37 protein-coding genes and 1 other annotated feature are annotated in these 19,813 nt (G+C 41.0%); of the genes, 10 read left to right on the top strand and 27 right to left on the bottom strand.

Annotated features, from left to right (window positions below; all coding sequences use genetic code 11):
* The 3 genes from FRX57_RS02845 to FRX57_RS02855 all read right to left on the bottom strand — a co-directional run bounded on the left by FRX57_RS02845 (window position 1) and on the right by FRX57_RS02855 (window position 2,474).
* Window positions 1-1,251 (bottom strand): PBSX family phage terminase large subunit, encoded by a 1,251-nt coding sequence (locus FRX57_RS02845; protein WP_146566435.1) that lies wholly within the window; start codon window positions 1,249-1,251, stop codon window positions 1-3.
* Window positions 1,238-1,933: a phage terminase small subunit gene (gene terS, locus FRX57_RS02850; RefSeq protein ID WP_186600810.1), complete on the bottom strand. Its 696-nt coding sequence runs from the start codon at window positions 1,931-1,933 to the stop codon at window positions 1,238-1,240. Before terS ends, FRX57_RS02845 begins: the two co-directional genes overlap by 14 nt.
* 115 nt (window positions 1,934-2,048) lie before the next feature.
* Window positions 2,049-2,474 (bottom strand): ArpU family phage packaging/lysis transcriptional regulator, encoded by a 426-nt coding sequence (locus FRX57_RS02855; protein WP_146566440.1) that lies wholly within the window; start codon window positions 2,472-2,474, stop codon window positions 2,049-2,051.
* Window positions 2,475-2,604: 130 nt separating this feature from the next.
* Here FRX57_RS02855 and mazE point away from each other — a divergent pair, with 130 nt between their 5' ends.
* Window positions 2,605-2,817 carry a type II toxin-antitoxin system PemI/MazE family antitoxin gene (gene mazE / locus FRX57_RS02860; protein WP_146566442.1) on the top strand — a complete coding sequence of 71 codons (213 nt, stop codon included), beginning with the start codon at window positions 2,605-2,607 and terminating at the stop codon, window positions 2,815-2,817.
* On the top strand, window positions 2,810-3,151 hold the full coding sequence (locus FRX57_RS02865) for a type II toxin-antitoxin system PemK/MazF family toxin (protein ID WP_146566444.1): 342 nt from the start codon (window positions 2,810-2,812) through the stop codon (window positions 3,149-3,151). Before mazE ends, FRX57_RS02865 begins: the two co-directional genes overlap by 8 nt.
* Before the next feature lie 24 nt (window positions 3,152-3,175).
* On the opposite strand, the gene FRX57_RS02870 is transcribed toward FRX57_RS02865, so the two are convergent.
* The 16 genes from FRX57_RS02870 to FRX57_RS02925 all read right to left on the bottom strand — a co-directional run bounded on the left by FRX57_RS02870 (window position 3,176) and on the right by FRX57_RS02925 (window position 9,165).
* Complete coding sequence (locus FRX57_RS02870) at window positions 3,176-3,472, bottom strand: helix-turn-helix domain-containing protein (protein WP_146566446.1); 297 nt, start codon at window positions 3,470-3,472, stop codon at window positions 3,176-3,178.
* A 7-nt stretch (window positions 3,473-3,479) separates the two neighbouring features.
* Window positions 3,480-3,641, bottom strand: coding sequence for a hypothetical protein (locus FRX57_RS07600; protein ID WP_186600811.1), 162 nt, complete (start codon window positions 3,639-3,641; stop codon window positions 3,480-3,482).
* Entirely contained in the window at window positions 3,642-3,890 is a 249-nt protein-coding gene (locus FRX57_RS02875; protein WP_146566448.1) for a hypothetical protein, read from the bottom strand.
* A gap of 57 nt (window positions 3,891-3,947) precedes the next feature.
* Window positions 3,948-4,265, bottom strand: a complete 318-nt coding sequence (locus FRX57_RS02880) for a RusA family crossover junction endodeoxyribonuclease (protein ID WP_146566450.1) — start codon at window positions 4,263-4,265, stop codon at window positions 3,948-3,950.
* 151 nt (window positions 4,266-4,416) lie between these two features.
* Window positions 4,417-5,445, bottom strand: a complete 1,029-nt coding sequence (locus FRX57_RS02885) for a DUF1351 domain-containing protein (RefSeq protein WP_146566452.1) — start codon at window positions 5,443-5,445, stop codon at window positions 4,417-4,419.
* A gap of 9 nt (window positions 5,446-5,454) precedes the next feature.
* Window positions 5,455-6,219, bottom strand: a complete 765-nt coding sequence (gene bet, locus FRX57_RS02890) for a phage recombination protein Bet (RefSeq protein ID WP_146566454.1) — start codon at window positions 6,217-6,219, stop codon at window positions 5,455-5,457.
* On the bottom strand, window positions 6,216-6,422 hold the full coding sequence (locus FRX57_RS02895) for a hypothetical protein (protein WP_246100912.1): 207 nt from the start codon (window positions 6,420-6,422) through the stop codon (window positions 6,216-6,218). Before FRX57_RS02895 ends, bet begins: the two co-directional genes overlap by 4 nt.
* Window positions 6,388-6,522: a hypothetical protein gene (locus FRX57_RS07795; protein WP_281287347.1), complete on the bottom strand. Its 135-nt coding sequence runs from the start codon at window positions 6,520-6,522 to the stop codon at window positions 6,388-6,390. The genes FRX57_RS02895 and FRX57_RS07795 overlap by 35 nt, the downstream gene beginning before the upstream one ends.
* Complete coding sequence (locus tag FRX57_RS02900; protein WP_146566721.1) at window positions 6,515-6,742, bottom strand: hypothetical protein; 228 nt, start codon at window positions 6,740-6,742, stop codon at window positions 6,515-6,517. Before FRX57_RS02900 ends, FRX57_RS07795 begins: the two co-directional genes overlap by 8 nt.
* Complete coding sequence (locus tag FRX57_RS02905) at window positions 6,723-7,736, bottom strand: DnaD domain protein (RefSeq protein WP_146566456.1); 1,014 nt, start codon at window positions 7,734-7,736, stop codon at window positions 6,723-6,725. The genes FRX57_RS02900 and FRX57_RS02905 overlap by 20 nt, the downstream gene beginning before the upstream one ends.
* Window positions 7,733-7,966, bottom strand: a complete 234-nt coding sequence (locus tag FRX57_RS02910) for a hypothetical protein (protein WP_246100914.1) — start codon at window positions 7,964-7,966, stop codon at window positions 7,733-7,735. The genes FRX57_RS02905 and FRX57_RS02910 overlap by 4 nt, the downstream gene beginning before the upstream one ends.
* A complete protein-coding gene (locus FRX57_RS07605) occupies window positions 7,953-8,114 on the bottom strand; it encodes a hypothetical protein (RefSeq protein WP_186600819.1) in 162 nt (53 codons plus the stop codon). Before FRX57_RS07605 ends, FRX57_RS02910 begins: the two co-directional genes overlap by 14 nt.
* 98 nt (window positions 8,115-8,212) lie before the next feature.
* A complete protein-coding gene (locus tag FRX57_RS07610) occupies window positions 8,213-8,374 on the bottom strand; it encodes a hypothetical protein (protein ID WP_186600812.1) in 162 nt (53 codons plus the stop codon).
* A 9-nt stretch (window positions 8,375-8,383) separates the two neighbouring features.
* Complete coding sequence (locus tag FRX57_RS07615) at window positions 8,384-8,557, bottom strand: hypothetical protein (RefSeq protein ID WP_186600813.1); 174 nt, start codon at window positions 8,555-8,557, stop codon at window positions 8,384-8,386.
* A 13-nt stretch (window positions 8,558-8,570) separates the two neighbouring features.
* Window positions 8,571-8,837, bottom strand: coding sequence for a helix-turn-helix domain-containing protein (locus FRX57_RS02915; RefSeq protein WP_146566457.1), 267 nt, complete (start codon window positions 8,835-8,837; stop codon window positions 8,571-8,573).
* A gap of 133 nt (window positions 8,838-8,970) precedes the next feature.
* Window positions 8,971-9,165 (bottom strand): helix-turn-helix domain-containing protein, encoded by a 195-nt coding sequence (locus FRX57_RS02925; protein ID WP_146566459.1) that lies wholly within the window; start codon window positions 9,163-9,165, stop codon window positions 8,971-8,973.
* Window positions 9,166-9,438: 273 nt separating this feature from the next.
* On the opposite strand from FRX57_RS02925, the gene FRX57_RS02930 reads away from it, so the two are divergent.
* Window positions 9,439-9,645, top strand: a complete 207-nt coding sequence (locus tag FRX57_RS02930; protein WP_146566462.1) for a hypothetical protein — start codon at window positions 9,439-9,441, stop codon at window positions 9,643-9,645.
* Between the two features lie 156 nt (window positions 9,646-9,801).
* Entirely contained in the window at window positions 9,802-10,188 is a 387-nt protein-coding gene (locus tag FRX57_RS02935) for a hypothetical protein (protein WP_146566464.1), read from the top strand.
* 214 nt (window positions 10,189-10,402) lie between these two features.
* Here the strand turns inward: FRX57_RS02935 and FRX57_RS02940 are convergent, their stop codons facing one another.
* From FRX57_RS02940 to FRX57_RS07620, 5 genes are all read right to left on the bottom strand, one after another.
* A complete protein-coding gene (locus tag FRX57_RS02940) occupies window positions 10,403-10,819 on the bottom strand; it encodes a DNA methyltransferase family protein (protein WP_146566466.1) in 417 nt (138 codons plus the stop codon).
* A complete protein-coding gene (locus FRX57_RS02945; RefSeq protein WP_146566467.1) occupies window positions 10,809-11,348 on the bottom strand; it encodes a restriction endonuclease subunit S in 540 nt (179 codons plus the stop codon). Before FRX57_RS02945 ends, FRX57_RS02940 begins: the two co-directional genes overlap by 11 nt.
* Window positions 11,314-12,042 (bottom strand): hypothetical protein, encoded by a 729-nt coding sequence (locus tag FRX57_RS02950; RefSeq protein ID WP_146566469.1) that lies wholly within the window; start codon window positions 12,040-12,042, stop codon window positions 11,314-11,316. Before FRX57_RS02950 ends, FRX57_RS02945 begins: the two co-directional genes overlap by 35 nt.
* Window positions 12,043-12,151: 109 nt before the next feature.
* Entirely contained in the window at window positions 12,152-12,376 is a 225-nt protein-coding gene (locus tag FRX57_RS02955) for a helix-turn-helix transcriptional regulator (protein ID WP_146566471.1), read from the bottom strand.
* Between the two features lie 148 nt (window positions 12,377-12,524).
* Window positions 12,525-12,671: a hypothetical protein gene (locus tag FRX57_RS07620; RefSeq protein WP_186600814.1), complete on the bottom strand. Its 147-nt coding sequence runs from the start codon at window positions 12,669-12,671 to the stop codon at window positions 12,525-12,527.
* Window positions 12,672-13,001: 330 nt separating this feature from the next.
* Here FRX57_RS07620 and FRX57_RS02960 point away from each other — a divergent pair, with 330 nt between their 5' ends.
* The 5 genes from FRX57_RS02960 to FRX57_RS02980 all read left to right on the top strand — a co-directional run bounded on the left by FRX57_RS02960 (window position 13,002) and on the right by FRX57_RS02980 (window position 18,213).
* Window positions 13,002-13,787: an XRE family transcriptional regulator gene (locus FRX57_RS02960; protein ID WP_246100916.1), complete on the top strand. Its 786-nt coding sequence runs from the start codon at window positions 13,002-13,004 to the stop codon at window positions 13,785-13,787.
* Between the two features lie 3 nt (window positions 13,788-13,790).
* Window positions 13,791-14,630, top strand: a complete 840-nt coding sequence (dinD, locus tag FRX57_RS02965; RefSeq protein ID WP_146566473.1) for a DNA damage-inducible protein D — start codon at window positions 13,791-13,793, stop codon at window positions 14,628-14,630.
* A 93-nt stretch (window positions 14,631-14,723) separates the two neighbouring features.
* Entirely contained in the window at window positions 14,724-15,551 is an 828-nt protein-coding gene (locus FRX57_RS02970; RefSeq protein ID WP_146566475.1) for a KilA-N domain-containing protein, read from the top strand.
* 424 nt (window positions 15,552-15,975) lie between these two features.
* Complete coding sequence (locus tag FRX57_RS02975; RefSeq protein WP_146566477.1) at window positions 15,976-16,959, top strand: virulence RhuM family protein; 984 nt, start codon at window positions 15,976-15,978, stop codon at window positions 16,957-16,959.
* A 150-nt stretch (window positions 16,960-17,109) separates the two neighbouring features.
* A complete protein-coding gene (locus FRX57_RS02980; RefSeq protein ID WP_146566479.1) occupies window positions 17,110-18,213 on the top strand; it encodes a site-specific integrase in 1,104 nt (367 codons plus the stop codon).
* Window positions 18,214-18,297: 84 nt separating this feature from the next.
* Here FRX57_RS02980 and rpmA read toward each other — a convergent pair whose 3' ends face one another.
* Genes rpmA through rplU form a run of 3 tightly spaced genes read right to left on the bottom strand, consistent with a single transcriptional unit; the run spans window position 18,298 to window position 19,285 of the window.
* Window positions 18,298-18,591 carry a 50S ribosomal protein L27 gene (gene rpmA / locus FRX57_RS02985; RefSeq protein WP_003032879.1) on the bottom strand — a complete coding sequence of 98 codons (294 nt, stop codon included), beginning with the start codon at window positions 18,589-18,591 and terminating at the stop codon, window positions 18,298-18,300.
* A gap of 20 nt (window positions 18,592-18,611) precedes the next feature.
* Window positions 18,612-18,956: a ribosomal-processing cysteine protease Prp gene (locus tag FRX57_RS02990; RefSeq protein WP_146566481.1), complete on the bottom strand. Its 345-nt coding sequence runs from the start codon at window positions 18,954-18,956 to the stop codon at window positions 18,612-18,614.
* A 14-nt stretch (window positions 18,957-18,970) separates the two neighbouring features.
* Entirely contained in the window at window positions 18,971-19,285 is a 315-nt protein-coding gene (rplU, locus tag FRX57_RS02995; protein ID WP_146566482.1) for a 50S ribosomal protein L21, read from the bottom strand.
* Window positions 19,286-19,317: 32 nt separating this feature from the next.
* Window positions 19,318-19,392 (bottom strand) — a sequence feature (ribosomal protein L21 leader region).
* 82 nt (window positions 19,393-19,474) lie between these two features.
* Here rplU and FRX57_RS03000 point away from each other — a divergent pair.
* Window positions 19,475-19,798: a DUF4298 domain-containing protein gene (locus FRX57_RS03000; protein ID WP_146566484.1), complete on the top strand. Its 324-nt coding sequence runs from the start codon at window positions 19,475-19,477 to the stop codon at window positions 19,796-19,798.
* Window positions 19,799-19,813 lie beyond the last annotated feature (15 nt).

A 19,813-nucleotide genomic window follows, 5' to 3' on the forward strand; every position in this document is an offset into this window, starting at 1 on the left:
TTACCTCCCAAAATAATAGCTGGCATTGGCCAATCGCTCTTTTGTCGTTGAACCATGACGGACCACATAATGCGTATAAATCGCATACCGTAGAGCGTCCAATACGTCATCATCATGCTTGTCTGGTTGACCAGTCTTCTCATTCCACACATACTGATAGACTTCGTCCTTAAATCTAGCGACCTTGTCCTGACAAACAAAAAAACGACCCTGCTTCATCAGCAAAGCCACTTGCTCAATACCTGACAAGATAGACTTATTCCCGTTAATACAATTTAACCGCTCACGCCTAAAACGTGCCACATGCTCAGGACGAGCAGAGTCAGCATAGAAAGGAATATTACCATAACGTTGTTTCACATCCTTGGCAACAGCAACCCAATACTCAATCTCCTGGTGACGTGCTGAATGTTCTTCAAGCAAGTAAACACTACCGTCAGAAGTCTCTCCACAAACAACGATTGCACCATAGTGGTCATAACCCCAGTCCACCCCCGCATAATAACCAACCAATTCTGCCACTGGCAAAGATTGACTAGACATATACATGTCTTTTGTAAACTCACGATAGACCGCTCCTTCACCACTAACCCAACGGCCGTAAATCCCACGTTCGGTAAACATGCCACTAGGTGTTGTCGCAATGAGATTGTCAATATAGCGTTGATTGAGAAAGGTATTGTCAAAGACCGTGAAATGATTGGCAATAATACTCTTACCATCTGCCTTGTCAATATAATCCACCTTCAACCAGTGATTAGGGTGGTCTGGGTTGGTGTCACAGATAATTCTAGCCCCAGAACCTGAACACCGCTTACGGATTTCATCAAAGACCTCTTTATTGGCCAAGGTCGCCTCGTTGATATAAGCCCCGTAAGCCGTCATCCCACGAATAGAACGAAGTCCTGCAATCGACCCTGTAAAGGTAGTGACCACATAAACACCAAACAACATGAAATTCCCATGCTTGTCAAACTTGAAGTCAATTCCGTATTTATCCGACAACTCTCGCAAGATATTGGTTTGTAGGGTCCCACCACTGGTCGCCCCTAGAATATACATGGGAGTCTCAACTCCATCTTTCATCGCATTCTTCTTGGCCCTGCGTAACTCTAGGAAAAACAGGTCATTGTCCAGCTGGGTCTTACCTGCACGGACCGCTCCATGGTTAATCATCATGTACCAGTCCTCATGAAGAGCCCGTTTGAGAATGCTGATTTGTTTGTCATGGTATAGCCTATTCAGCCCCATTGATATTATCCTCCAATTTGTCAAAGTATTCATCTAAGGCTGACTCCGTACGGTTGACACTATCGTTACCTAACTTAGCCTTGATACTATCAATTCTCAGGCGTTGCTCTTCCGTTACCAGGCTAGACCGTGTCAGCTCATCATAAGTCTTAATCATCTGACGCAATTCGCTCTGTATCCTTGCAAGAGCCGCAAAAGCCCGCCCCTGCTTATCCCAAGCCGTCTGATGTTCGTAGCCTGTCCCACCTTCACCCTCACTGGTAACATAGACATTACCATCTGCCTTATCCTCGACAAATAAAATACGCTGAGCATGTAAGAGATTGGCGTAGGTCAAGGTGATATTTTCCCAGAGAATATCAATAGGTTGCTTTTCTTCCAACTCGCCGACTATATCCAGCACCGACTGGGGCAAGTATTTTGAAAATAAACCATGCTTGACCGCATGTGTATTGCCAGGCGGTCCAGTTGCATTTTTGTTATTGGGTTGCCCACCTCTTTTGCGAACGTTCGCTTTGGATTTATCCGAGCGTTCGCTTTGACCATCCCACTTATAGTTACTTTTCCACCGCCGAACCGTACCAGAGGGAATGCCCAACTTCTCAGCAATATCAACCAGTTTCCAGCCTTGACGATACAATTCTTCAGCCTTGATTGACTTCTCATTCCTTGATTTTGGCACATCCTCCCTCCCTTTTCGTCGTTTTGTAAAAAAGTAAAAGACAAGACCACAGCCTTGCCTTCTTATTCGATACTACCATTTTACCACTGAAAAAACCTTACAATCTACGGTCTGTCTATGATTTATAGACCAGTAAAATCCCACTCCGATAAGTATTTGCAAAAGACAGATAAGCCTCCTCCAATAACTCATAGTACCTAGCACTCTCGTAACCCAAATCCCCATAAATCACATAATCATACTCAACCTCATTCAATAAGTGCTTATGCAATAAAATATAACGATGCCTCTCACTAAGTATTTTATTAAATCCCCTCTCTATCGCCTCAATCTCCTGCTCAGCCGATACCTTATTAACCACCAAAGTCTCAACTACTTGATTAGGACGGCTACCCGTAGTTCTCGGCATAAATGATAGAACCTGAGTAATGCGTTGCTCATGCTCATCATTGGCTACTTCTCGCCAACATCTATACTCCTCCAACTTCCGCTTGGCGTTAGCCTTGGTTTTTTCAACATCAATCTCTGGAAAAAAAGTCATCTGGTCGCCCTTTCTGTGGTATAATCATTTTAGGAAATAGATGCTAGTCAGGACAGGCGTGCTGACTTTTTTCTTGCTTTTTCGCCCTACTCGGTGTATACTTGTATACACAGAAAGAGAGGTAACGCTAATGAACCTTGTAAAAACTCGAAAAGTAGGCAACTCCATTACTGTAACCCTACCTAAAGACCTCGGTATCACAACAGGACAGGAGTTTCTCATTGAAAAAGGACGAAACGATGTCATCATACTGGTTCCCAAAATTCCCAACCCTTTCAATGGCAGTGACGATTTAACCATGACAGATGATTTTGGGGGAGTAGCACTACTTGACCATGAATAGCTATATTCCTCAAAAACAAGACATCATCTGGCTGGATTTTGACCCTTCTGCTGGTCGAGAAATTCAAAAACGCAGACCAGCTCTCGTTATTTCCAGCGACAACTACAATAAACAAACGGGTTTTATCGCTGTCTGTCCCATTACCCACGGTCAACCAAAATTAAAAGCAAAGGGACTACTCGTGCCTGTTGATTCCGATAAAGTTGATGGCTATGTCAACCCTTTTCAACTCCACACCTTTGACTATCGAGCCAGACGAGCTGAAAAAATTACCACACTAGATGACTTTGCCTTTGCTCAAGTCGTCCAACTTTACAACTTCATTTTTGAATAAGGCTACAAGCCTTATTTTTATATCCTACTTCCAGCAAATCAACCGCCCCTCATGGTCATTATTCCAGTAAGGCGGCAGGCGGACTTGCTCGTCTTCAATCTGCTCTGATTGAGCAAGGCTCCTATGACAAGTCCAACCCACCAACCAGGCTGGATTGACCTCATAAGTCGCTGCAATCCGCTCAATATTCTGCAAAGGTGGCATGACCCCACTATAAACATAATTCTCCAAGGTCCGCTTAGAAATCCCTGTCATTCGGCTCATCTGAGCCAGGCTAATCCCCAACTCTTGCCATAGCTCTCTAATCCGCAACTCCATCATCGTCCTCCTATTCTAACAAATCCTCTGGCCGTACATAAGGCAACCTGTTAGCACACTTCTTGCACCGATAGCCCACTGGCTTACCCGCCTCACGGACCAGCTCATAATCATGCCGACAAGCCATGAAAAACCGTTTGATTGCCTTAACCAATAGTGTCAATAAGCCCATTTAAGTCTCCTTTCTAAATGGTTTTGGTAATGGCTTCCATGCGATAACAATACCGCCATATTCAGAAAAATCAACCCCACTATAACCATAATCATCGAACATATCAACTTCTATGCGTCCATCACCAAGTGTAACAAGGACATTTTCAAATACATCTGGCACTGGACAATCAAACATAAAATCAGCAAAGGGGTATAACTCTTCCTCCTCATCAGTAAGTGGTCTTGTCTTAATTTCAATCCATTCCATAATTACTCCTTTCCATCCTTACTATCAGGGATATAAACTATAGTATTTACTTTACGGTTAATAACTTCTAAGTATTCCTGAATAAAGTGCCTTGATATAATTGTCCAAATCAGGTCGCTTGGCACAATAAATCCTCTCCTGTCGCAGTTCTTCCTCCACATACTTCATCCGTCTGATGTACTGAGGTGCCTCAATATAGAAAATCACCTTGATTTTTACAGGATTTACCAAAAGCTGACCCGTGTAATTTTTCCTAATCAACCTCGTACAACCTTGTCGCCAACGCTTCATTGCCCTATCTTCAAAGGCTCGACCATGACGAGTAAAACGAGGTCTACTCTGGGGTTTAGGCTCGATATTTAACACTAATTTCATCTGTTCTCTTCAAAAAATGCGACTGCCATGATGTGAGTTTGGCTAAATACAGGCAGTCGCCATTCCTTATATCATTCATCAGCCACACAGCCGATAAACTGACACCTTTTCTAGTACGCAGTTTTACAAGGATACCCGGCTTGTTTATTGTTTACCAACCACACAGTTCACTAAGTTCCGTCTGGGTTAACGGCTCTATACGTTGATAACCGCTGACCTGATAATTTTTCTTATGTTCAAATCCCGCCTGTTCAAGCGTTGCCTTAAAGCGGTCTTTGTCAGCTGTATTTTCTAAATACACCTCAAGGGTCATTTTCTGAGTGTATTTTTTAGGCTCATTTTCATCCCCTGTAAGCTTTTCTTGTTCAGTGTGGGATAATTGCCCTCCGTCCAAAATTTCGCCTGTCTCTGGGTCAACTTGTGGCTGATTTTGGCTATGTTGGACTTGTGCTCGTTCCTTTTGTCGCTGTTCTTCTAGCAGTCTCTCACGCTCAAGTCGAGCACGTTCTGCTTTCTGCTTTTCTTTTTCAAAAAGATAGTCTGACTTAATCTGCTCCAAAACATCGACCAAGCTCAAATCTTTTAGCATGCGGATATAAGGCTGGTCTGTCATTCCATACTCAGCACATTGTCCTGAAATAGCAGACTTGGCTTTTTCATACTCCTGTTGCTTTTGATATTCAAAAGTCACCATATCATCAAGAGATTTCATTGTGACTTTCTTTAAGGTCACTCCATCAGCCATAAAGTCAGAGGCCTTAATATACTCAAGAGCTTTTCCATCAAAAATACGAGGGTCAATCAGATACTCCGAAGATTTATTGGCTAAATAACTCTTAACAGTGTCCAAACGGACCGCTTTTTGATGGTCTTCAAAGGCTTTAACATCAGCCGCAATCTTGTCAATCATGTCATCAAGTGGCTTACTTGCTTGTTTGATATATCCGTCAATCTCATCAGCTGGTTTTGAGAGTTCCTTTTTGGCTTTGATACGCTCATCAGAAATCTGTTTCTTGAGTTTGCGTAAGTCAGCCAGTACCTGCTTATCACCCTTGATAGTTGCAGCCGTCACTGTATAATTTTCATACTTGGCAACTACATCACTAATATTTTTCTCAAATTGCTCACGGTCAATAATTTCAACCTGTGCTTGTGTTATTTTTACCTGTAATTCCTGCATGGTGTCCTCCTAGTATTCTAATTCTCCATCAAGCAACTCTCCCTGCACTGCTTCATCTTCAAAACTAGGGATTTCCTCAGCTGCATAGCTCGTATTAGCCAACTCTGCTTGTTTCCGAGCTTGTTCCTGTTTCATCTGTTCAATTTGAGCCATCTTACGAGCTCGAACCTCTTCCTGTGTTTCTTGAGGAGTGACATCAATCGGTGTTGCCTGCTCCATCTCATCTGAAGTATAAAGCCCACCAACATCTTCTGAAAAACTATCTCTGACTGCTGCCACAATCGCTACCTTTTCAATCATTTGTCCCGGTGCTTTCTGCCACCAATTCTTACCTGTGTTATAAGCCGACAATTCCACTTCACGATAGACCGGACGTGTCCGATCCTTACGGTAGACCTCACACCAGCCCCCAATTAGCTTAGACCCCTTTGGTAAGATAATCCCTTTTTTATTTTTGAGTTCTCCCTTTTCATCTTCATAGATGACTCCGCTCTCAAAGCCGTCATAATTAGGGTTTTGTTCAGCCCGTTTCATAAAGGCATCTTTTGATACCACAATCTGGGCAGGATTATTACCATATTTGATAAAATAGACCTCTTTGGTAAATGGGTTTAAGTTCCTATTCTTCACGATAGCCAGTAAAGTCTGTAGTTCCTGCGGACTTGCTTGGTGTTTAGGGTCTACAAAGTTTCTAAGAGTTGCCCCGTCAAGCTTTTGTAAATCAGTTAAATAACCACCTTTTACCTGTGTTAATTCAGTCGTCTTATTCGTCATCTTTTTCTCCTTTTATTTTTCTTCAAATTCCAATTAGCACGCTCCAAACGCTTAATCCGCTCGGCTTGTGCCACAATCACATCTTGCTGTTCATTGATGATTTCCCCCAGCTCGTAGCCAAGGTCCATGTAACGATTTCGCCAATCATCAATGCTCTCCAACAATTCCCTAACCAGTGATCTGGTCATCTCGCCATCTATCATAGGCTTCATCCTCGTTTTCTTCTTGTTCTCCTTCTTCGCCCCAGTAATCATCAGGTGGCGTCAACTTCCAGCTATCATAATCAAAATCCCAATTATCCATCCGCCACCGCCTTTTCAAATAATAAGTCAACTGCCTCAGCTGAACTAATCCCACAACCAAATGCGTAGAGGTTGACAGGATTCAGGATTGGCTTAACACCATTTTCCATCACACCTCGCCGACAATACCCGATAAAGTTTTCGTAGGTTTCCTTGCTGGCTGACCGACCATAGCGTTTTTTCAAAAACTCATTATAGGCCTTAAAAAGCGTCTGCGTCATCATCAATCTCCTCCACTTCTGTCAACAGGTCATCGTAGGTCTTAGCCTTATAGCCAGGCTGTGACCAAGTTGGAATAGCTGACGGTGACGATTGCTGTGCTTTTCGCTCTGTTTCACGAGCCATCACATCTCCAACCGTCTTGATACCCGCCTGCCGCCAATTTCTCAAGATGCCCAAAAGGTACTTAAAGCTCCGCTTCCCCTTGTCAGCTGCCAGGTCAATCGCCAAGCAAAGCACTTCCTCGCTCATCTCGTCCTGACTGACAAAATCCATCAACTGCTCGTACTGGACACCATCCAAAACACCCACACGTTCCTGATAATACCGACCAACCGACACACTCTCCCTAGTCTGTAAGTATGTCTGGTTAATAGTCTGATGATTAGTCTGGTATATAGTCTGGTTAGGGTAAAGATTTTTTACCTCTGGAAGTAAAGAATTTTTACCACCAGTCGTAAAGTTTTTTAACCCTGTGGGTAAAGAATTTTTACCCACATCATTAAATTTCTTTACCCCATTAAGATTTTTTACCCCTTTATCATCACCAATTAATGCATCTCCATGCTCACGAGTGGACTCCAATACCACCCCTACCTGTGAGTCATCTTTACCATCGAACAGCCCAAACTCCTCTGCCCCTGTCAGGTTGACCACACTTGCTAACGATTGAGGGTATAACCGATTTGGCTTATTAAACCCGCCTTTTTTCTCAACCAAAAGGCCAGCATCAATCAATTCTTTTTTCACTTTAATCAAGGTTGGCTTAGAAATCCCTAGCCAACGACACATGGTTTCTGCCGAAACCTCTACAAAAAACTCACCGTCCTTATCCTGATAACGCTCCTCATAACGCCTTGCCAGCTGCAACCTATCATACAAGATACTATGCAAGCCCCTGGCATAAAACGATAGCGTCAAGAGTTCCTCATGCTCCAACATGACCTCGAACAGTTTAACAAACCGATATTTTCCTACCTCTGCAATCTCACTCACTCCCCTTTCTGTTCTTCCTTTTCTTTCAACAAGTAATAACAATCCCTAGCACCATAATCAATCCTAATCTGACCGCCACTCATGCTTTTGTGATACACTGGCTGAGTAATAGCCGAATTGACCCTAACATGCTCTTTCAAAGCAGCAACAGCCTCATCTCCTGTTTCATAAGACCCAAGACCGACCTGCCGACTGCCATTAAAGACAAAGACCAACTCAATCATCGCCATACTTCCCGTCCAGTCTGAATCGCATACCAGCATGAAAAGCGTCATATCGTCTAGCATTTTCCTCCCAAGTTGGCCGAGGGACGACCTCCTCAAACCGCTCAATCTTCTTTGGCTTAGCAAACAACCAAGCAAATAATTTTTTCATCATCTCTTTCTCCTTTCAAAAATTCACAAACTATGCTATAATTAAACTGTTTTTTTATTCAAGCCCGTCACTCTTTGGATTACCATCCAAAGGGGCTTTTTTTATTTTGCCGCCTGTAAAAACTCCGTCATCAGATTGTCTGCCGTCGGATGTTCCAAACGGTCCAGACGAGCTTTCAACTCTACATTTTCAGCTAAAACAGTATTCATCTCAGCCTCTAAAAGTTCCAAACGGTCTAAAACCGATAAACGCACCTTACTCATTTTTTCTCCTTAAACTATTAAACAAACCCACCCTACAAAGATAAATAGAGGGATTAAACTACCCAACAAGGCAAGGACAAGATTAACCTTCCAAACCACTAGACAGAACCACAACCAAACGGTTATCAAGCCTGCCAATAACGAGGCTGCCAACCAAGTTAACACCAAAAATTCTAACGTCATTATTCCTCCTTTCTTAAACTACTAGATGATTTTCAATGAATTCATCCAGTTCATCCTTTTTAATACGCTTAGTACCATCAATCTGATAAAGATTAAGGCCCATTCTAATCCATTTTTTTATTGTATTGTAACTGCAATCTGCATAGTTAGCAGCGCTATCCAAAGACAACCATTGCTTGTCCACGGTTTCGTGCTTTAGAAGTTCTGCAAAAGACTCCTTAAATTGCATTCTGACAACTGTTCTAATACCAGTTTCAAATTCTTCGCTCAAGATGTTCATTTGATTCCTCCGCATTGATTTCTAAGATAAATTTATAAGCCATCGGATCTTTTTCAATCCGATAAATCGAGATCCCTTTCTCCGATGCAATCTTCTTGATTTTGTCATAAATCACCTCTCCTCCTCCTTTCCACTAATTCCCCACAATATCAGATAAGGCACAGCCCAGACCACGAGCAATCGCCTTGGCCTTTGCCACGGTCAATTCACTAAAATCATTCTCAACCCGAGACAAGACCGTATAATCAATCAAAGATTTTTCTGACAAATCACGCAGGCTCATCTGACGCTCCTCACGCAACTTGCGAATCCGTTCACCATAAGTCATTTACTTACTCCTTTCTATATGTTCAACAAAGAACAATTTGAAGCATTAGGAATTTTTATCTCTCTTTCGTCCTTGATGTCTTATTCGTTGATTTCGAAATTTATTAAGTTTTTCCATAAACTCATCAAAGAATTCAAACAAAATTAAATTCATCCATATCGCAAAAATTATAATATTTATAAGGTTTCCCATCTCCTACCTCCTTTCCATTAGTCATTTTAAGTCAAAACCTGTTACAATAGCCTTATCCCAGTAGAAAGGAGGTACAGCTATATGACAATAATCATTGACACAGGAATACCTGAAGACCAAGTCACCAAGGTTGTCCATGAAAAAGGACCAGGTCACGTCTACGTTGAAACATTCTATCCAAATGGTTTGACCATCAATTACGACATGCTACCAGATGGTACAATCAATGTTGATTGCAACAAACCACTGAAACTAGAATCAGATGGTAGATTTACGGTCGTTTACTAAAACTTTTTTTCCCTTAATAACGACCCGACCGTCAGTGTCAAAAGTGACACTGGCTTTTTTAGTTTCAATTATTTCTGTCCCCATCTCCTCACCCCTTTCCACTAGGTATTTAATAAATTTTTGCTATAATGAAATAAAAACGACTGGAGAATACTCATGGAAAATTTTCAATTCTGGCTCACACTTGCTACCGCTACTATTCCTGCTACTATAACTGGTTTACTCAGTTTCTTTGCTTCTTGGATGAAAAATCGATCGGAAATAAAACAGATTGAAAAAAATCATCAAAATGATTTAGAAAAGCTAGAAAAACAATATAAACATGATTTTGAAGCAATCGAGAAAAATCATTCACAAGAAATTGAAAAAATGAAAGAAGCCCATAAGTTGCAACTAGAAAATATCCAAAAGCAATCAGAATTAGATATGGCCAAGGATATATTTGGCACACTCATGAATGCTGCAACTCCTGCTTTTCAAGAAGCAATCAGCGAAGAAGTTAGAAACCAACGTAGACAGAATCAAAAAGATTCCAAGAAGTAGGCTACTTGCCACTTCTTTTTCTATAGTCTTCCCAAACACTCTTATACATTTCATCACGCATTTTCTTAGATTTTCTATCAACCACAGTAGTCACCACGATATACGAAATCAAAGAAAATATCGTAGACAATAAGAATGTCAATAACATTTGGTTCCCCATCTCCTCCCTCCTTCCTATTAGTAACGATACTTGTTGACCTTTTTAGCCCTACACTTAAAACAAGCTGATTTGTCGGTCTTCCCGCTTATTGAGATAAGCCAAGACGTTTGCCTTATCTTCATCGCTTGACCACTCTTTTTTTATCGCAAAAGGTGGGTTAGCAATCACACAATCAGGACAGACAGGGTAGTCTTCAACGATAAGGGCATTATCCCCTAAAAATACTATTTTGTCGCCAAAGTTTTCCTTAGCCACTGCTCGAGCATTCTCATCAATCTCATAGGCATAGAGTATTTCAAAATCTACAAAACGTTCCAGTTGCCCACTACCTACCGAGTTATCCAAGATAGTCCGATGAGGAAGATTGTACTCCCTTAACTTCTCAACCACCAAACGACTAAGTAACTCTGGTGTCGCATGAAAATTCTGCTTTTTAGCTTCCTCTCGCTTATCATAAGCCTTAAATGTCATGATGACCTCCTAACTTCTCATAGAATTTTTCCGAAGTAGCACTTGCTCGTTTTCTCTCCAAGTCCGCCTGCAAGATTAAATCAGCAACCTCCACAGCTAACTGCCCCAAGAAAAAGCAAACCTCATACTGATATGCCAAAGACGGTATCTCAATAGGTAAAGCCCGAAACTTCTCCAAGTCCAAACTAGGTATCGTCTCTCCTCTTTTCAAAGTCTGTATCAGCACCCGATTACTCTTTAGCCAGTGATAAAGATACATGGATAGGATAATATCCTCTTTCGCCTTGATAACCAAACACGTTTCCTCAGCCCAGAAGGGTTCCGAATGTAGATAAACATTACCTAGGGTTGCCTTGCTCGTCACACGGATAGAACCAGCTTGCGTATTTGCCCTATCAGTAAACTTGGTGGGCTTCTTCCCAGCCCCATAAACCGGAACTTTCCCACCTTCCACTGATACAGCCCGCTGCCCACGGACAATCTCACAAACCTCATCAAGTTTCATCACTTGAAAGCTGACTTCTTGCATGTTCAAACGTCCTCAACACTTCTAACTGGATTTTGACTTTCTGCCCCAACTCTGCCAAGATAGCAAGGTTCTCACTCAAGGTTTCCAAGATACTGATGTCGCCACACTGACCAAATATCATCAAGTCATGATTGACAGATTTGAGATAATTTCGGAAAGACAAGTCTGACAAGGCAGCATTCCCACCATTCTCCCAGTCTATCCGCTCTTCTTTTATCTCTCCCCAAGGATTAGGACCCTCGCCCCTCTCCCAAGCCTTGATAGCCTCCAATCGTTGGTTTAGCCTAGTCTTAGCTTCCCATTCCTTATAGTCACACACCGTCTTGAAAAGGTCACTCACCTTAGGTCGCAAGTCTTCCATAGGAATTGGCTTACGAGCAATCTCAACGTCACCATCATCCTTTTGGAAAATCTCCTCATAAACGATTTGATCGCCATCATAGACCCGACTAATATAAGTATCACTGACCTCTTCTGAAAAGACATATAGAGCAACATTGATACCAGTTGACTCAAAGCCTGCGTTTTCAATGGTGGATAATTCCCTCAAATGTGGCAGATGGTCTTTTAAGAATTTCTGATACTCCCTACGTTGAACGTTAGCCCAGCCAATAAAAACCGCATTTTTAGAAACATCTAGCAATTTATAGAAAAAGATGTCATCACGAATTTCAGTAACTTTTTTCTTCGCCATAGTCCTCCTTTCCATTAGTAACGATACTTGTTGCTTGTCAACAAGTATCTTGATATATGTAGTATATCAAGCAAATTTTTTTGACCTTTTTTGACTTTTGTTAGTTTTTTTATTTCAAACACGCTTTAACCGTGTTATTGATTAAAAATTTAATATCAGCATATGTGATATTAAATAATTCTTCAATTTTGCCAATCTGTGGCACATCGGGATAACTTTTTCCATTTTCCCACTTACTCCACGTTGATGGTGCAATTTCTAACTTTTCAGCAACTTGCTCTTGTGTTAAACCTGCTTGTATGCGTAAAATTTTTAAGGTCACTTTATCTTTCAATAATCATCACCCCTTTCAAGTAAATAGCTGGCACTATCTAACTCAGAAAAAATCCCCTAGGTTGCTGGAACAACTTAGGGGATTTCTGTTGGCACTAATGCCCAATTTTATCTCTTCCCCTACATTATCCTATAAATCTTGCCGACTGTCAATTATCATACAAGGCATAAGCACAGACAGCCAAAATAACTAAGTTCATAAAGTTTGTTAGACTAACACCAGTTTTCATCATTAAAATCACGTTCAAAATGATACCTGATGAAACCAAAGCTAACCAAAAATATCTTTTTTTCATTGCTTTTTCCTCTCAAATCTGATATGATACCCCCATAAGGGTTGGGGCTTTCGCCCCTCCTCTTATAGGCTTAACAGCTCTTTAATGATTTCTAGTACTGTTTTCACAAGTTCCAGCTTTATGAGTAGCAGTGCTAGTTTTTCATTAGAGGGCTTTTTGCTTCGCCTTGGTTTCATATCTGATTTCCTCCTTTCCTTTATCTTGATTATATTGTAACACGGTTTTACCGTGTTGTCAACACAAAAACAAAGTTTTTTTGATTTTTTTAGCTATTTTTTGACAAAAACACGGTTAAAACGTTATAATAAGGATAAGAAAAGAGGTAAAAAAATGAGTGGCTCACTTGGAAATAAAGAAATCATGGCTAACAATATCAAAAGACATATTGATAAACTAGGTATGACTGTTAAAGATTTTGCTATAACCTTAGATTTCAAATATACTACTGTACTTGATTGGGTCAATGCGAAGACTTACCCTAGAATTGACAAAATTGAAATCATGGCTAATTATTTCGGAGTAGAAAAATCTGACTTAGTAGAACTCTATACCCCACAAGCCCACAGCGAGCTTGTCACGGCCATTACCGACAAGGTGGTACAATTAGACCCCCCACGGCAAGAAAGCGTCCTAGACTACGCTAGTGACCAGCTAGAGGCCCAACAACAGGAAAAGGCAAGCAAGGTCACCTCCATCGAGGAAAAGCGGGCCGAGTACGACAGCAGAAAACGGATTGTCAAAAATGTGGACGGTACCGTTTCAGCGGGATCAGGAGCCTGGCAAGAGTACGACCATGACAACGACGTCAGCTTTTATCAAGACGACATCTTGGACGATGACGACTACGACACCATTGCCGTTGTTGTCGGTCACTCCATGCAGCCAAAAATTAAGCATGGCGACTTCCTCTTTATCAAACTAACCCCACAAGTGGACATGAACACCATCGGCATTTTCCAAGTCAATGGCGAAAACTACGTCAAAAAACTCCGCCAAGACCAAAACGGCACCCCTTATCTAGAGAGCCTGAACAAAGAATACAACGACATCCCCCTAACCCCCGATGACAACATCCGCACCATCGGTGAAGTCGTGGATATATACAGGGAGGGGTAGGCAATGGAGCAATCAAAAATCTATAAAATAAAAGAAAAATTCGACTCCATTCTCCACCAACTAGAAAACATTGATTTCTGGTATGCCAGAGACCTTATGCAACTCCTTGGTTACAAGCGTTGGGAAAATTTTAATACTGCTATCTATCGAGCTATGGACTCCGTAGAAACCACTAATACCACCGTATCAGACCATTTTCGTGAAATCACGAAAATGGTACCCCTGGGAAGTGGTGCTGAACGACCTATTAAAGATTACATGTTGACACGCTATGCCTGCTACCTAATCGCCATGAACGGAGACACCAAAAAGGAAGAAATTGCATTTGCCCAATCCTACTTCTCCGTTCAAACAAGAAAGCAAGAACTGATTGAAGAACGCTTGCACTATATCGAGCGAACAGAGGCAAGAGGAAAACTCAAAGAATCTGAAAAACGATTGTCTCAAAATATCTATGAAAGAGGAGTTGACGACAAAGGTTTTGGACGTATTCGTTCAAAAGGAGATACAGCACTCTTTGGTGGACATAATACTAAAGAAATGAAACAGCGACTTGGTGTAAACGATAATCGTCCTCTAGCAGATTTCTTACCAACCCTAACCATAGCCGCTAAAAACCTCGCAACAGAGATGACAAACTATAACGTAGAATCAAACAACCTTTACGGAGAAACAGCAATCACAGATGAACACGTTCTCAATAACAGTACCATTCGTGACATGCTAGGGCAACGTGGTATCAAACCAGAAGAACTTCCGCCAGCTGAAGACCTCAAAAAACTAGAACGTAAAGTCAATCAGCAAAACAAAGACCTTATCAAAAATTCTGGCAAATTACCTTAAAATACAGGATAGGAATACCATTGCCCCGATGACAACATCCGCACCATCGGCGAGGTAGTGGATATATACAGGGAAAGCTAGAAAGGAGATAATATGATAAAAATCAATGCGAACGGTAAAGAAATAACACTACTAACCAGCAATACCGACTACATCAGTCTGACGGATATAGCACGATATGCAAATCCTGAAGAACCCAAAGATGTTGTAAAAAACTGGCTAAGAAATAGAAATACTATTGAATTTTTAGGCACTTGGGAAAGAATCCATAACCCTAATTTTAAAGGGGTCGAATTCGACTCCTTTAAGAGTCAATCTGGCTTAAACGGATTCACTTTATCTCCCCAAAAGTGGATTGCACAAACTGCAGCAATAGGAATAATCTCCAAATCTGGTCGAGGGGGTGGCACTTATGCCCACTCTGATATTGCCTTTGAGTTCGCCTCTTGGATTTCCCCAGAGTTCAAACTCTATATCATTCAAGATTACCAGCGACTAAAACAAGAAGAAGATTATAAAAATCAAATCGAGTGGCAAGCCAACCGTTACATTGCCAAACTCAACCATACCATACATACCGATGCCATCAAGGAAAATATTATCCCAACCCTGACACAAAGTCAAATACGTTATGCCTACGCTTCTGAAATGGACTTGATAAACGTTGCCCTTTACGGCATGACAGCTAAGGAGTATAGTGAAAAATATCCAGATAAAGAAGGCAATTTAAGGGACAATTCCACGATTGAACAACTTTTAATACTCAATAACCTACAAAATCTAAATGCTGAAATGATAAAGCAAGGAATTGAACGACAAGTCAGACTAGAGCAACTCAACCGCATAGCCATTCAACAGCTCAAAACGCTAACTAACAGCAATCAAAAAGCTCTTAAAGAACTAAAAAAATTGATTGACTGACTAAATCAATATGAACGTTATAATAAAAAACTCCCCACACTCTCTCCTGAAACCCTTGAAATAATTGCTTAAGTCCCTTGAAAACGCATCTAAAAGAACCTTACTAAATTAGTAAGGCTCTCTATTCTCACATTATTGCACGATCACTTCGGCAAGTAAGTCATGACGGTTAGTGTCATCTAACCTAGATTTTCCTATAAATCCTGTTACTTGTCAACAATTTTGTATAGTAATAAAATCTATTGACTTTCTACAACAGCTATAGTAAACTAACAGTGAGGAAACAAGGTTCGCCCTTGGCTCGCATTCGGGTTATTGGAGAAAGTCAACGTCTGGCGTTGACTTTTTTCTATTCACTTGACGACACCATCCGCACCATCAGTCAAGTCATAGCCATATACAGGAAAAACTAGAAAGGATAGCAATGACAACAGAATTTTTAATGTATCAAACCGAAGATGGGCTAACCAAAATCAACGTTCAAATGGAAAACGAAACCGTCTGGCTATCCCTAGACCAAATGGCTGAATTATTCCAAAGAGACAAATCAACCATTTCACGCCATATCAAAAACATCTTTGAAGAAGGAGAGCTAGATCCGCTTTCAGTTGTTGCAAAAAATGCAACAACTGCAACTGACGGAAAAACCTACCAAGTAGACTACTACAACCTCGATGTCATCATCTCCGTTGGTTACCGTGTCAAATCCCTACGAGGCACACAGTTCAGACGCTGGGCTTTAAGCGTCCTTAAAGAATACCTAATAAAAGGTTTTGCCATGGACGATGACCGCCTAAAAAACTTAGGAGGTGGCAACTACTGGAAAGAATTACTAGACCGTATCAGAGATATTCGGTCTAGCGAAAAAGTATTCTATCGCCAAGTGCTTGACCTCTATGCTACCAGCGTTGATTACGACCCCCACTCCAGTGAGTCCCAACTCATGTTCAAAACATTACAAAACAAAATTCACTACGCTGCACATGGTCACACAGCAGCTGAAATCATCTTTTCCAGAGCTGACGCTCAATTACCAAATATGGGACTAACTAATTTCCCAGGAGACAGAATAAAGAGTGATGACATCACAATAGCTAAAAACTATCTCTCTGAAACCGAATTAAAAACACTAAACAGAATCGTCAATGCCTTCTTTGACGTAGCCGAACTCAGAGCAGAGACACACCAGCCAATGTACATGCAAGATTGGGTAGATGAACTAGACAACTTCGCTGAAAGGTATGGAAAAGGTATCTTATCCCATGCTGGCAAAATTAAGCATGAACAAGCCATCACTAAAGCAAAACAAGAATTTCAAGAGTACAAAAAGCGAACAAAAAATCACATCACAAAAGTCGAGCAAGCATTTTTAGACACGATAAAACATGCTGATAAACTAGATGACTAACCGTATGAAATCTCGCATGGTTAGAAACAAAAAACTCCCCACACTCTCCGTCAGCAAACCTTGAGTGTGAGGCATTCAGTATAATAAAGAAAAGGCATTAAAAAGCCCTCTTTACTGTACCTATTTTATCAAGAAATGAGGTAAAAATCAATGATTGGTCAATATAAAAAAGGTGATACTACTGCTTATTATTTTAAAGCCTACCACGGGTTAGATCCGTTGACTGGGAAAAAAATTCAAACTTTCCGTCGTGGATTTAAAACAGAACGTGAAGCTAGACTTGCTGAAGCAAAATGCCTAACTGAGTATGAAAAGAAAACATTCAGAGCTAAAAATACCAACACCACTTTTCTCCAAGTCTATGAGATTTGGAAAAGTCATTACAAAAACACCGTCAAAGAATCAACCTATGTCAGCCAAACCAATATTGCACAACGTCACATCTTACCTATTTTCGGCAATAAAGCCATCAACAAGATTACTCTGACAATGTGCCAAACTCAAGTCAATAAATGGGCTGACCAATACAAACGCTTTTTTGGAATTATCAGCATAGCTAACCAAATCTTTGACTATGCCATATCAATGGAATTGATAGATAGCAATCCTATGAGAAAAACACTCAAACCAAAGCGACAGAAAAAAGATAAAGAAGAAATTGATGAGTTCTACAACAAGGAGGAACTAAGAGATTTCTTTGTTCTTGTGGAAGAAATGGATGATCCTGAAATGCTAACATTTTTTAGACTACTCGCCTTTACTGGCATGAGAAAAAATGAGGTTGGTGCCTTAAGTTGGTCAGACATAAACTTAAAAGCTGCACAATTAAAAGTCACCAAGACGCTCGCTAAAGGAGAAAACAATAGAACCATATTCCAATCACCAAAGACAAAAAGAAGTGCCAGAACTATCTCCCTGGACCCTCAGACAGTAGAAATTTTGAAAGCATGGAAAAAATATAGCACCAAAGGACTACTCTTTAAAAATGAAAATGGAGAGCCAAAAAGTATCGTCCACGTCAATAATATGCTTAACCGTGTTTGGAGAAAACATCCCAACTTTAAGAGAATTACCCCACACGGATTTAGACACACCCACTGCTCTCTTCTATTTGAAGCTGGTGCTACTATCAAGGAAGTCCAAGAAAGACTTGGTCATGAGAATATTCAAACCACTATGGACATTTATGCTCACGTGACCCAAAAAGCCAAAAATGAAGTAGCTGACAAGTTCGCTTCCTACATCGGTTTTTAAATATGGGTATCACGGTGGGTATCAAAACAATAAAAAAGGCCTTCCTAAACCTAGGAAAGCCTTGTAATATAAGGTTTTTAGACCTTATTTAGCGATTGGGTAAACAGATACTTGTTTCTTATCGCGACCTTTACGCTCGAAGCGAACAACACCTTCAACCTTAGCGAAAAGTGTATCATCGCCACCACGACCAACGTTAACACCTGGATAGATATGGGTACCACGTTGACGGTAAAGGATTGAACCACCTGTTACGGTTTGTCCGTCAGCAGCTTTAGCTCCAAGACGTTTAGCTTGTGAGTCACGTCCGTTTGATGTAGAACCTCCACCTTTTTTGTGGGCGAAAAGTTGCAAGTTAGCAAGATTCATTTTTAACATAATGATAGTCCTCTCTTAAGTTAATCTTGGGACCTGATAACCGTGCGAACAAATTCTGGCGAATCTGCCCCCAACTGGCTTAGGCCCAGCTGAAACGAGTCGTATAAAATCCGAGCTGTTTCTTTTTTAACGAGCTTATCCATGGCTGATAAATCAATCAGCAGATAGCCCCCATCTTTTTGATTTAACTGATAGTTGGGTTGATAATCAGCCAAAACCTCTAAGCTGTTCAAAAAATTCAAACAAAGGGTACTGACCGATGCACACATGACATCATAACCATAGGGACCTGAACCAGCATGGCCAATAACCTTGACCTGCAAGGGCCAGTCCTGTTTGTTTTTACGAATGTTAATGTCTATCATGTGCCCAGCTACAATTAAGCGTTGATGGCTTTGATAACCACTTTGGTATAAGGTTGACGATGACCTTGTTTACGGTGGCTACCTTTTTTAGGTTTGTATTTGAAGGTAACAACTTTCTTTTGTTTACCTTGTTTTTCAACAGTACCAACAACTGTTGCACCAGCTACTAGTGGTGTTCCTACAACAGTTTTGTCACCACCAACAAGGACAACCTCGTCAAAAGTTACCTCTGCTCCTGCTTCAACGTCAAGTTTCTCAATATAGATGGCTTGATCAACTTCAACCTTAACTTGTTTTCCACCAGTTTTGATGATTGCATATGTGCTCATGATGCACCTCCTATAAAAATTTTTTGAGGTTTCCCTCTGTGAAGACTCGCCTTGCACCGTGAGTGCGAAACTACTTGAGAACGATGGTCGTGCGGTTGCACAGGACGTGCATTTAGTCAACATTTTCATTCTAACATATCTTGATTTTTTTGACAAGCATTTTGCTAGCTTTTTTGCTATAATGAGACTATGGATACAATAAAACGCATACAAACAATGGAAAACCACCTAAACCAAGGGGAAAAGGCTTTGGAAGAGGTCAAGCAAAAGCTGGACCAGCTTGAAACTATCCTACCCAATCTACAAGAGCTTTTCACCTACTATCAAAGTCCCCAGTGGTTAGCAGATTTGGAAACCGATGACAAAGGACGGCTACCTGATGACCTTGCTCGAGGTGTTCTCTCACAAGATGCCATTTATGACCTCCTTGCCTCCTATGTGGCCACTGCTGACAGTCTCAAAACCTTCAGTCAGGCCATGACTCAGAACTTAGAAAATCTCAAAAAGGATTGACCATCGTCAATCCTT

The sequence above is a fragment of the Streptococcus cuniculipharyngis genome, from assembly GCF_007859195.1.
Classification (GTDB): domain Bacteria; phylum Bacillota; class Bacilli; order Lactobacillales; family Streptococcaceae; genus Streptococcus; species Streptococcus cuniculipharyngis.